This is a genomic window from Fischerella muscicola PCC 7414, assembly GCF_000317205.1.
In the GTDB taxonomy this organism is placed as follows: domain Bacteria; phylum Cyanobacteriota; class Cyanobacteriia; order Cyanobacteriales; family Nostocaceae; genus Fischerella; species Fischerella muscicola.
Genome location: NZ_AJLK01000017.1, coordinates 1 through 11,340 on the forward strand (window position 1 = coordinate 1; position 11,340 = coordinate 11,340).

Annotated in this window: 14 protein-coding genes and 3 pseudogenes; 12 read left to right on the plus strand and 5 right to left on the minus strand. The window is 39.8% G+C overall.

Features of this window, described 5'->3' with window-relative positions; translation table 11 throughout:
- From UYI_RS0102160 to UYI_RS38600, 3 genes and pseudogenes are all read left to right on the plus strand, one after another.
- A partial coding sequence (locus tag UYI_RS0102160; RefSeq protein ID WP_016865047.1) for a TPR end-of-group domain-containing protein occupies window positions 1–274 on the plus strand: 274 nt, incomplete at its 5' end.
- Window positions 271–597, plus strand: a complete 327-nt coding sequence (locus tag UYI_RS39940; protein WP_016865048.1) for a DUF2281 domain-containing protein — start codon at window positions 271–273, stop codon at window positions 595–597. The genes UYI_RS0102160 and UYI_RS39940, both read left to right, overlap by 4 nt.
- Window positions 590–829, plus strand: a pseudogene (locus UYI_RS38600) (type II toxin-antitoxin system PemK/MazF family toxin); the annotation flags it as partial. The gene UYI_RS39940 and the pseudogene UYI_RS38600, both read left to right, overlap by 8 nt.
- 56 nt (window positions 830–885) lie before the next feature.
- Here UYI_RS38600 and UYI_RS38605 read toward each other — a convergent pair.
- A pseudogene (locus UYI_RS38605) lies at window positions 886–2,169 on the minus strand (hypothetical protein); the annotation flags it as partial.
- A 757-nt stretch (window positions 2,170–2,926) separates the two neighbouring features.
- Here UYI_RS38605 and UYI_RS0102175 point away from each other — a divergent pair.
- Window positions 2,927–3,316 (plus strand): response regulator transcription factor, encoded by a 390-nt coding sequence (locus UYI_RS0102175; protein WP_016865050.1) that lies wholly within the window; start codon window positions 2,927–2,929, stop codon window positions 3,314–3,316.
- 71 nt (window positions 3,317–3,387) lie between these two features.
- Window positions 3,388–3,999: a class I SAM-dependent methyltransferase gene (locus UYI_RS0102180; RefSeq protein WP_016865051.1), complete on the plus strand. Its 612-nt coding sequence runs from the start codon at window positions 3,388–3,390 to the stop codon at window positions 3,997–3,999.
- Window positions 4,000–4,032: 33 nt separating this feature from the next.
- On the opposite strand, the gene UYI_RS0102185 is transcribed toward UYI_RS0102180, so the two are convergent.
- A complete protein-coding gene (locus UYI_RS0102185) occupies window positions 4,033–4,497 on the minus strand; it encodes a GNAT family N-acetyltransferase (RefSeq protein ID WP_016865052.1) in 465 nt (154 codons plus the stop codon).
- Window positions 4,498–4,736: 239 nt separating this feature from the next.
- Window positions 4,737–5,045, minus strand: coding sequence for a DUF3067 family protein (locus UYI_RS0102190; protein WP_009458069.1), 309 nt, complete (start codon window positions 5,043–5,045; stop codon window positions 4,737–4,739).
- 227 nt (window positions 5,046–5,272) lie between these two features.
- Here UYI_RS0102190 and petC point away from each other — a divergent pair, with 227 nt between their 5' ends.
- From petC to UYI_RS0102210, 4 genes are all read left to right on the plus strand, one after another.
- Window positions 5,273–5,812 (plus strand): cytochrome b6-f complex iron-sulfur subunit, encoded by a 540-nt coding sequence (gene petC / locus UYI_RS0102195; protein ID WP_016865053.1) that lies wholly within the window; start codon window positions 5,273–5,275, stop codon window positions 5,810–5,812.
- Between the two features lie 130 nt (window positions 5,813–5,942).
- Window positions 5,943–6,944: a cytochrome f gene (petA, locus tag UYI_RS0102200; protein WP_016865054.1), complete on the plus strand. Its 1,002-nt coding sequence runs from the start codon at window positions 5,943–5,945 to the stop codon at window positions 6,942–6,944.
- 104 nt (window positions 6,945–7,048) lie between these two features.
- Window positions 7,049–7,369 carry an AbrB/MazE/SpoVT family DNA-binding domain-containing protein gene (locus UYI_RS0102205; protein WP_016865055.1) on the plus strand — a complete coding sequence of 107 codons (321 nt, stop codon included), beginning with the start codon at window positions 7,049–7,051 and terminating at the stop codon, window positions 7,367–7,369.
- Entirely contained in the window at window positions 7,369–7,848 is a 480-nt protein-coding gene (locus tag UYI_RS0102210; RefSeq protein ID WP_016865056.1) for a type II toxin-antitoxin system YhaV family toxin, read from the plus strand. The genes UYI_RS0102205 and UYI_RS0102210 overlap by 1 nt, the downstream gene beginning before the upstream one ends.
- A gap of 121 nt (window positions 7,849–7,969) precedes the next feature.
- Here the strand turns inward: UYI_RS0102210 and UYI_RS39515 are convergent, their stop codons facing one another.
- The gene (locus tag UYI_RS39515; protein WP_268742079.1) at window positions 7,970–8,092 is read right to left on the minus strand and encodes a hypothetical protein; all 123 of its coding nucleotides are present in this window, start codon (window positions 8,090–8,092) and stop codon (window positions 7,970–7,972) included.
- A 107-nt stretch (window positions 8,093–8,199) separates the two neighbouring features.
- Here UYI_RS39515 and UYI_RS38610 point away from each other — a divergent pair.
- The 3 genes and pseudogenes from UYI_RS38610 to UYI_RS0102225 all read left to right on the plus strand — a co-directional run.
- A pseudogene (locus UYI_RS38610) lies at window positions 8,200–8,646 on the plus strand (transposase); the annotation flags it as partial.
- Between the two features lie 179 nt (window positions 8,647–8,825).
- Entirely contained in the window at window positions 8,826–9,653 is an 828-nt protein-coding gene (locus UYI_RS0102220; protein WP_026085693.1) for an Rpn family recombination-promoting nuclease/putative transposase, read from the plus strand.
- 275 nt (window positions 9,654–9,928) lie between these two features.
- Window positions 9,929–10,159, plus strand: coding sequence for a photosystem II protein, Psb35-related (locus UYI_RS0102225; RefSeq protein ID WP_009458063.1), 231 nt, complete (start codon window positions 9,929–9,931; stop codon window positions 10,157–10,159).
- A gap of 110 nt (window positions 10,160–10,269) precedes the next feature.
- On the opposite strand, the gene UYI_RS0102230 is transcribed toward UYI_RS0102225, so the two are convergent.
- Window positions 10,270–11,340 (minus strand): DUF3370 domain-containing protein (locus tag UYI_RS0102230; protein WP_016865060.1); only part of this gene is annotated, 1,071 nt, incomplete at its 5' end.

The window sequence follows — 11,340 nt, forward strand, 5'->3', positions numbered from 1 at the left end:
CCGGGGGATTGCGCTGCGTCAGTTGGGACGCTACGAAGAGGCGATCGCATCCTACGACAAAGCCCTTGAAATTAAACCAGACTACCACCAAGCTTGGTACAACAAAGCTTGCTGCTATGCCTTGCAAGTAAATATTGAACAAGCAATTGAAAACTTGCAAAAAGCAATTATTCTTAATCCCGAATGTCGAGAAATGGCAAAAACCGACTCTGATTTTGATAGCATTCGTGATGACGAGCGATTTCAGGAGTTAATTGAACAGGAGGAAGTATGAATATCGAACAAGCAGTATTAGATAGTCTGCGGATACTCCCAAATGAAAAACAACAGGAAGTACTAGATTTTGTAGAATTTCTCGTGCAAAAATCAGGACAGCTAAAGCAAGTAACCAACAAAGCATCAGATGCTACTGTTTCATCAACAATCGGAGAAGAACAACAATTATCTTTGCAAGAAATTGCTAGGCTTCCTGTCGAGGAAAGGCATAAATTACTAGCACCTTATATAGACTCAACAGTTGAAGATTTTTTCAAACATCCAGAATTAACAGAGTTTTCTGTTCTAGATGGGGAAGACTGGGAAAATGACGATGATTAATCCCAGTCGCGGTGAGATTTGGCTTGTACAACTCGATCCAACAAGAGGGCAAGAAATTCAAAAGACTCGCCCTGTCGTTGTAATAAGTTCCGATATGTTTGGCGCTATTCCCATGCGGATAATAATTCCCATAGCAACTTGGCAACCTAAATTCCAAAATCGCCCTTTCATGATTCCTATCCAGCAAACTGATGAAAATGGTTTAGATTCAGATTCCGCAGGTAATGTCTTACAAGTTCGTAGTGTAACAACTGAGCGCTTCGTTCGGTGTTTAGGAAAAGTTTCTTCAGATTGCCAATTTTCGCGAGTGCGGTTAGCAGGTGGGACTAAATTATTTTGGAAAGCTGACATGGCATTGCTAGCAAATAAGAAATTACCACTAGCAATATCATCTGGGTTGTTTGTGTCGGGACTGAAAACCAAACCGTTGTATGTAAACAAACTGGGTTGTAAGTCTGGATAAGTACCCGTACCAGGCGCAGGGACTTGATCTTCTAACTCTGCTTGGATAACATCTGGTGCAACTTGCCGTAACCACTCCGAAGGTTTCACTGGTTGTCCTGGTGGTAAACGCAGGCGTGGATCGGCAGCATTCTGGAGAAATGTACCGATATAGACTTCTGAGTCAATGCCAAGAGTTTTTTGACTTAGTTGGGCAGCTGCTAATAGGTTAATTTCTGAAGAGTGAACTGCATTGTTAATGGCGCTAAGTCCAGCAAACGGGCCAACAGCAAACTGTCCATCAGCTAAATAAGGATGTGTCTGAAAAGTGAAGATACTGGGAATTTGAGTAGTATTATCGATGCCATCTGGGGAACTCTCAAAGTGACCAAAAGGCACATCTAACACAGCATCGTCGAAGGCTTGCTCAAATTTATCAGGGTCGGGTAATGTAACCAAATTACCTTGACTATCAATTATTGTCTTGCCTTTGCCTTGGTACTGTGGGTCTAGAGGATTAAAGTTTAACCGTGCAAAACCCGCAGCCGAATTTGGTGCTAAGGCAACTAATAGAGGAATGGCAAGTTCACCGTTGGGTACTCCAGCTAAGCGTTCACCCCGATTAGATAAGACTGCGTGACAGACTGCACAGCTAATATCGCCGTTTTGTTTGATTCCCAAAGGAAAAAGCGTTCCTCTTTCGACTTTAAAACCTGTGTTGATCACAGTTCCTTTAGGAAACGTCCGACTACCCAGTGTTATGTCTTTTTGCAGGGTAATTTGTAAGTTGTCTGTTGAGTGTCCCCGTAATTGAGCGATCGCTGTAGTTAATTCCGGCAAGATGCGAATTAAGCCGCGTTTAAAACCAAACACATCTTGCAAACCGAAGTTATCGCCTATTTTCCGGTTAAAAAATATATCTTCGCCTTTGTCAATTAATTCTTGTGTGATTTCGACTGCTCCTATTTTTTGATAAGAAATAGGGTTACTCGGATCAAGTTGCTTTTGTTGTACTAACTTTGCTGCATCTTGGGGACTCAGGAGTTTACCAAAGTAGTCGTAATAGCCAAGCGGTTGAGTCGGTGCAGGTTGTAAAAGACTCATTCTTGCTAAGGTTGGCTGACTTGCCATCAACCAATCTGATAGCAGAATGCCAAAAAAACTAGTGATGAAAACGAAGACTAAAAAGAAAATTCGGGCTTTAAATGCAAACAGTCCCCTAAATACACCTTTTTTAGGGATTGTTTTTTATTTTTCATAGTGATGCGCTTTTGATTTATGTAGTTAGGTAAAGTGTGCAAATACGTATATGCACACAAACTTGAGGCTTTTTATGACGGAGTATTATACTTGTAAAATTCAGTATTTACTGAGCAATAAACAGATTTTGCAACTCAAATTAATATTGTGAAAATACTTGAAATATTCGCTGTTATCTTTACTAAGGGAAATATGTAGACACCTTCACACTACTAGGATGCTCATATCAAACTCAAACACATCTATACCTATTACACAAAATTAGTCGGTCGCACCAGTACTAAAAGTTAGTAGAAAATTGCTATGAGCTACACTAGGACACTCAGGCGATCGTATTTTTTCAGTTTTTAGATTTCTTAAATAACAGTTAATTTGTACTACAAACAAAAAGTAATTTAACTTACATCAATAACCTCTACCTCAACTAAGTAGAGGTTTTTATTAATCGTGTATTATTTTTCTTATTATTTTTAATATTTCTTTAGATATGTTTATATTATGCCTACAGTAAGAGGCAGATAACACCAAAGTAAGAGGAAATATAGAATAAAAACCGTTTTCTTTTGGAAGAGCCTAATTTTTGCGGTCTCTTCTTATAAAATGACACATTTAATAAATCTCTTGTTGTATGAGTTGTTTGTTTCTGGAAGAAAATTTGAATAAAAAGCAAATTCTTGTTGTCGACGATGTCATCGATAATTCTTTGCTACTGGCAACAATCCTAGAGTCTGAAGGCTATCAAGTTGACATTGCTTCTAGTGGATATACAGCAATTGCTAAAATTGAAGCCAATCCACCAAGCTTAGTATTGTTGGATTTAATGATGCCTGAATTAGATGGTTACGAGGTCGCCAAATGGATTCGACAAAATCAGCCTTCTGTTGCAATTGTGATCGTGACTGCCTATGACGAATTACCAGCATTCGATCAGCAGCAATTACAGATAGATGGATTTCTCCACAAACCCATCAATATTGATGAATTATTGATGCAAGTGCAGGCTATTCTAGAAAAATAATGAAGGGGAAAATTACAATAGAAACTATCTTACTAAAAATTAGTCAGATAGTTTCTGATTTAAGTTAAATAATGACTAATAATTATCTCAGTAACAAAAAGCTATTTTTTGATATTTGGGCATTAAGCTACGACTGGTTATTTCCTTCAGTATTTTATCAAGCTATTCACAAACGCCTACTAAATTACGTTAACTTACCACCTCATTCAAATATACTTGACCTTGGCTGTGGTACAGGACGCTTGCTTGACCGTTTAGCAAATCAATTTCCTGATATGTATGCTACTGGATTGGATTTATCGCCTCAGATGCTACGACTAGCGAGGCAAAACAATCGTCATCATCCCCGTCTAATATATATTGAAGGCAAAGCAGAATCTCTTCCGTTTGCAGATAGCCAATTTGATGCCGTTTTCAATACTTTTAGTTTTTTGCATTATTTGCAACCCGAACAAGTTTTGGCAGAAGTTGCACGAATACTGAAAAAAGGTGGATACTTTTATTTAGTTGATGCTACTGTTAAAATTCAGGGAAAATCTCAGCTGATACCTCTGACTCCTGGTGGAGTGAGATTTTATAGCCAAAAGCAACGTGAACAACTTGGCTACAATGTTGGTCTTGAGTGTGTCAGTCATCACTATTTATTTGGCCCAGTTTTGTTGACGATTTTTGCCAAAAAATAGGGATGAAATCAGTGAACAAATAAATTACATGACTTATTTATCTTGGTAATGCATGAATACCACAGGGACAATCCGCAACTTTCTTCCTAACTCAGATAGTTGAAACTTACGCTGAAGCGATCGCGGTAAATTTTCAAAAGAAATAGGTACAAAACCAAACCTGTGATAGAATTCAGCCAGACGCTGACCTAAACACTCCAAGTATAACGGTTGAGTAGCAGCATGGATTAAATGCTGAGTCAGAACACTCCCCAAATTGCGATCACGCCAATTTGGTTTGACCACTAAACTACCAAGTTCTTGTGCGCCGGAAAATTTACGTAGTTGTCCACAAGCTACTACTTGTTGATCACATTCAATTACCCAGAATTGTTGCCAATTTAATTGTGTCGGGTCAAGTTTAGCTGACAGCACCAACCATCGAATTGACCACACATCAGCTGGTGTTGCTTTGCGGAGAATACAGCCAGGTGGCAAAGATAAATCATCTTTTTTCATAATTAAATTCGGCGCAAACAAAAGCAAATTCGCGTTACAGCTTGTAGTAATTAGTAGTAAATTTTTTATTGTTCATCTTGGCTATACCAATTTAAAAAAGATGGAATGGCATCAATCCAAAATCTAAAATTCAAAATCTTTTAAAGTATTAGCTAGAGATTAAAAGAGTGAACAATTATGTGAAAATAAATAAAGATTTGGTAGAAGTTACTGTTTGAAATTTACAGACTTATAAAAGTTTATATTAACCATTCCGTTGAGCGTTCCCCTAAGTCTAGAGGAATACTGACAGCTTTCCCAAGTCGTGGACGTTCCCGTGTTCCTTGAATAAATTCTTGTACCTGTGCTGTTCCACCTAAGTAATTCAAATAGTTTGCAATACTATCCAAATGTTCTTGGTACTCAGCCTCACTTAAGGGAAAAGAAGCTTGTTCTAAATATTTCCACATGACTTGCAAAAATATTTTACCTTGAGTGCGGCGCAGTTGAACATCATAAGAGCGTCCCCACTTTTCTAGCAGCAGTTGACGTAATTCTTGTCCTGTCATGACTGTTCTCAATTATATTTTACATTTAGTTATGATGTTAAGTTCAGTTACTCAAGTATGATAAGAATATAAAGAAATGTAATGCTACAAGAAAAGATGCTAGAAATATCTTAAAAAGAAAAACTGGCGTCTTTGTGGGCATGGGCATCAAAGCATAGGCATGAGTTTCTCGATAATTAGAACTCAAGTCAAAATTGTTTACAAAATACACCAAGAACGCGTAAGTTATGGCTCAATTTTCCGAATCTATGGACGTACCCGATATGGGGCGACGCCAGTTCATGAATCTTCTCACTTTCGGAACTGTAACCGGAGTTGCCGCAGGAGTATTATTTCCCGTTGTCAAGTATTTTATCCCGCCTGCTAGTGGTGGTGCTGGCGGTGGTACAACTGCCAAAGATGAATTGGGTAACGATGTCAGTGTCAGCAAGTTTCTAGAAAGCCATAATGTGGGCGATCGCGTTCTAGTTCAGGGACTAAAAGGCGACCCTACTTATATTGTGGTAGAAAGCAAAGAAGCAATTGGTGATTACGGAATTAATGCGGTTTGCACCCACTTGGGTTGTGTTGTACCTTGGAACGCTGCTGAGAACAAATTCAAGTGTCCCTGTCATGGTTCTCAATATGATGCAACCGGTAAAGTTGTCCGGGGGCCTGCGCCGCTATCTTTGGCTTTGTCTCACGCCTCTACACAAGATGATAAAATTGTCCTCACTCCTTGGACAGAAACTGACTTCCGGACGGGCGAAGAACCTTGGTGGGCCTAAATTTCAGTGAACAGTGAACAGTAAACAGTTAGTGAATAAGCAAACCTGATAACTGATAACTGATAACTGTTAACTGATAACAAATCTCCTGTATTATTTGACGTTGCTCCTAGAAACTAGTCCTTAAGAGATGAGAAAAGCCTTGACACCAACGAGACTAACTCGTAGTGCTAGAGTAATTACCAAAACATTGCTCATTGCGATCGCTACTTTGACATTTTTCTTCACTAGCGATCTAGCCGTACCTCAATCTGCTGCCGCTTATCCATTTTGGGCCCAGCAAACCTATCCAGAAACACCCCGCGAACCAACAGGACTGATTGTGTGCGCTAACTGCCACCTAGCAGCTAAGCCAGCGGAAGTAGAAGTTCCCCAATCAGTTCTACCTGACACAGTATTTAAAGCGGTAGTAAAAATTCCTTACGACACCAGCGTTCAACAAGTAGGTGCTGACGGTTCTAAAGTTGGTTTGAACGTCGGTGCTGTGTTAATGCTGCCAGAAGGCTTCAAGATTGCTCCCGAGGATCGCATTCCTGAAGAATTGAAAGAAGAAGTAGGCGATGTTTACTTCCAGCCTTATAAAGAAGGACAAGATAACGTCCTCCTGGTTGGACCCATCCCTGGCGAACAGTACCAAGAAATCGTCTTCCCAGTTCTTTCCCCTGATCCGGCCAGCGACAAGAACATTCACTTCGGCAAATATGCAGTTCACTTGGGTGCTAACCGGGGACGCGGACAAGTTTATCCCACTGGCGAAAAGAGCAACAATACTGTCTACACAGCTTCGGCTACTGGCACAATTACCAAAATTGCCAAAGAGGAAGATGAGTATGGTAGCGTCAAGTATCAAGTCAGCATTCAAACTGACTCTGGCGAAACAGTTGTCGACACAATTCCAGCTGGTCCTGAATTGATTGTCTCTGAAGGACAAGCAGTCAAAAATGGCGATGCTTTGACCAATAATCCTAACGTTGGTGGCTTTGGTCAAGATGACACAGAAATCGTACTGCAAGACCCCAACAGAGTTAAATGGATGATTGCATTTGTTTGCTTGGTAATGTTAGCTCAAATCATGCTGATTCTGAAGAAGAAGCAAGTTGAAAAAGTCCAAGCGGCTGAAATGAATTTCTAAATTTTGATTAGAATTATCAAGTATGGGACAGGCAATGTGCCTGTCTTTTTTTATATTGAATTGCTATATTATAATATTTATTATAATGAATTGGAGTTACTTACATGGCTGACAAAATTTATCCCATAGCTCATGCCAAGATAGGTACTCAAGACGGATTTCGTCTACCCCGCGCATTTTCTAAAGACTACCCTCATTTAGTCAATGCTTCTGGTTATCTTGAAGTATTATCTGACAATACATTTTTAGTAAGATTGGATACGGAAGAAAAAGAGAATGCGGATGGAACGGAATCATTAATGTTGAGCTTATTTCTCGACTTTCTCATGAAAGATGCGATGAAAAATCCTGAAAAACTTGTTTCTTATACAAAAGAAATGAGTGATGAAATGGATGATTTACTAGCTGACGTAGAGTTGGATTAATGAGTTCATTCACTTGTCATGGATGGACAATCTTTTTTTACCCATTGTTTAATGAACAATGGGTAGAATTGTCTCATCGTGTTCGTATTTTAAAAACTAAGTTAACTAAAGAAGAATTTATTAAACATCCAGATGCCAAGCTATTAAAAGCATTAGATATTGGTATCAAAGAAAAAATATCCCAAGATCCTTTTGTTTCCTATTTTGTTTTACAAAAACCTTTACAAAAATATGGTCGTCTCAAAAAGATGGGACTACCTGAAAGATATCGATTATTTTTTAGAGCATTTAAAGAACAAAAAATTATTGTGATTCTTTGGCTAGGATTTCTACGAAAGGAAGGGGATAAAAAGGATTGTTATCAAGTTTTCTCCAAAAAAGTAATGAATGGAGATTTACCTGACAGTATTTATGAGTTGCTAGCTGAGTGTCAGAAAGAAAATTCTCAAGAAGAACAAGAAGATATAGCGAATGATTAATGTAGCTAGCTAGCCAATCCATTGAAGTTTCCCTACCTAGTGAAGTTTTAGGGTTAGAGTTACACCTTAAATCTGGAGAAATGCGCTTCTACGATCCAGCTACGGGTAAAACACTCCTCAGTTATGAGGAAGAAGCAGCTGCACGATAAGCCGCAGAAGAAAAAGCCCAAAAACTAGCCGCCAAACTTCGAGAGTTAAATATTGATCCAGATTCTCTGTAGAGACGCACCAGCACGGAAAGCATCGCAATTTTTGAAAAAGACTTCTGTTAACGTGAGTTCGACGGGTTGATTTAGGGACAAAAAAAGGCTGAGACTGGAATTAGAACAAAAACAAAAGATAGTCTCAGCGATGGAAACTATTGTATCTCGGCTTGACTTGACACAAATTTTCTGCGATGTGGATGATTTCTGTAAGCAGTGGGAACATCTGTGGCAACAAATACCGCAGCTACCAGCAATGCCTGGAGAACGTCGTAGTCGTTCGCGGATGTATCTAAGTGAAGTGATGACAATAGCGATCGCCTTTCATGGGAGTGGGTATCGTACGTTTAAAGAGTTTTATACACTACATGTGCTTCCTAGTTGGCGCAAAGCATTTCCAAATTTGGTCAGCTACACCAGATTTGTGGAGTTAATGCCGTGGTGCTTGATGCTTATGTGCTGTTTTTTGCAAACACGTACGGGCGAAATTACGGGAATAAGTTTCATTGATTCAACCCCAATAGAAGTTTGCCATCGTTGCCGAGTGCATTCACACAAGGTTTTTAAAGGGTTAGTCAAATGGGGTAAAAACTCTAATTTCAAGTGGGGAATTTCTTGTTTTTACTTTCGTTCTTCACGTCCATAGCATTCCTAAATCATTCGTGAGAGACAATATCCCCGACTTCTCAGCAGAACTCGGGGATATAAGCTATGCAATTCTCACAAATCACATACGTTCACTATACACTACAAACACAATTTACTCAGACTCCAGTGCAAACTGACAAAATCTTCTATAGTTTATTTCAAGCTTTCCCTAGTATATTTTTTGCCATCATTGGCAACACAACAACCAATGTTGATGCTTATGAATTTGTCTCTGTCGAACTTAAGGAAACAGCTTTTCGGATTGATGGGGTGTTTGTCCCAACAACTGAAACCGCAACACAACCAGTGTATTTCGTTGAAGTCCAGTTTCAACTAGATGCTACTTTTTACAGGCGCTTCTTCGCAGAAATATTTCTCTACCTCAAGCAAAATGCATCTGTGAATTTTTGGCGTGCGGTTGTTATCTATCCTAAACGGAGTGTAGAGCCAGAAGATCAACAAGCGTATCGATCGCTGCTTGATAGTTTGCAAGTCCAGCCTATTTATTTAGATGAGTTGGGTACAGCAGCAGAAAACTCTCTTCAAATTGCAATTGTAAAGCTAATTATAGAAAGGGAAGAGACAGCTATAGAGCGTGGTAGAGAATTAATTTTACAAGCCAGACATGAACTAACGGATGAAGCTATCCAAAAGCAAATTGTAGAATTAATAGAGACCATCCTGTTGTACAAATTTACCCAGTTAAGTCGAGAGGAATTAGCAGCGATGTTAGGCATAGATGACGAATTCAAGAAGACAAGGATGTATCAATCAATCGCACAAGAAGCTAGACAGGAAGGCTTGGAAGAAGGTAAGCAGCAAGGTAAGCTGGAAGGTAAGCTGGAAGTTATACCCCGCTTATTCGCTTTGGGATTAAGTGTAGAACAAATAGCCCAGGCTCTAGATTTAACTGTAGAGCAAGTTCAACAAGCAGCTGGTAATCAAAGCAAATAGCGATCGCTCCTTTTTTCCTCTACAAATTTAAGAAGCGATCGCCTTGTACCACCAAACCTACATCTTATCTTTTTGTATTACTTCCTGAAGATGGTGGCGAGTCTCTTGTGCTTGCTCAATGTCAGACTGACACAATTTTTGGAACAACTCTACACAACGCTGAAGTGGGGAATACCCTATCTTTTTTTCGGTATCCACACCATTACTTAATTTTCAAGTTTCTGTTACATTAATTTACATAGTGAAACAAAACTTAAACAAAGGAGCTAAAGATTATGATGGCTATCTTGATTGGATTATTCGTTGTCGGTTGGGTAGCAGCTTCCTTACTGGGTTCTATGGCTTACTTCCTGGGAGAACAAAGAAAGCCTATCCACGAACGTAACTGGCGTTCTGAATCTTTTGAAAAATTGGCTAAATCCATCACTGGTAAGGATATAGACTACAGCGATCGCACTCCTGCCTATGGGATGGATGCCTATGCCAGCAACGCACTTCCCAACTAAAGTGCAGACATTGGGTTTCTTTCACAACAATGTGGTTTGTTTGAGAGTATTTAGATACCCCCAGTTGAACAACTGGGGGTTTTGTTTTTTAGTTATTCATTGATAACTGATCACTGTTCCCTACCTGCTGTCTCAACCGTTAATACCTGCGGTGGTGTTGCATCAGGTGGATAGAGGAAATCTACCTGGACTAATCTCTTGTCACCAGCCTTCATATTCAAGACTACCAAAGGTTCCCCAGCCTGACCGCGCTTTTGCACCAAATGCACAAACTGAGTTTGCTGTTTACCTTGATCATCTTTGTAGCCTAAGCGGACTGTTCCACGGAAAAACACTTGTTTTGCTGGTGTACTCAAAAAGCGTAACCCTGGTTTGACTAACTGATCTTCTTTCAGGGGTGTCTGCATAGATATAGTTACTTTTTGTGGTGTCTGCGTGTTGTTAGACAACGGGAACTTCAGGCTGTATTGTATGCCGTAATTTCCATGAGCTAGATAGGCAGTGTCAGGATAGCGTACTAGCATGGGTGCGCTTTGAATTTGACCAGTCCCCAAAGTTCCACCAGGGACAGTACTCAATGCATAAGAATAAGCTTGACCAGGCTGGGGAATAGTTAGATATTTAGATTTAGGACTATCTGTAATAAAAGCCCGCCAAAAAGAACCGTTTGCTACGCCTGCGACACGTCCATAGACTATAGGTTTGTCACTTTTTTCTAAAGGAGTAGGGGTTTTATCTCGCGGCCCGGCTAAATTACCATTATTAAGTAAATTTTGCCATTCCTCTAAAGTCGGTGGGCGATCGCTACCATCAGGGTTGGTTTTTGCAAACATCGCTAAACTAGCTGCGTAGACAGTACCACTACTATGCAGACGCACCAAAGCAGATCGACCATTTAAAGGTGGGGTAAGTCCTCTAACAGGAATTGGGGCATTCAACAGCATCTGACTTTGCCCAGGCGGAATCACAATTTGGGCAGGAAAAATTTCTTGGCGGCGTCCGCGTAAGACATCATTCATCACGCGATCGCCTGGCCCAGCAAAAACATTTCCCAAAAGATTTTTACTCAAGGATGGCAATTCCACAAAGGGTGCATCTGGCTGACTTAAATAAGTTGCCCCTTGAAACACATTAATCTTTACTGGTTGTTTACCTGGATTATGTAGGATGATTCCTAGTAG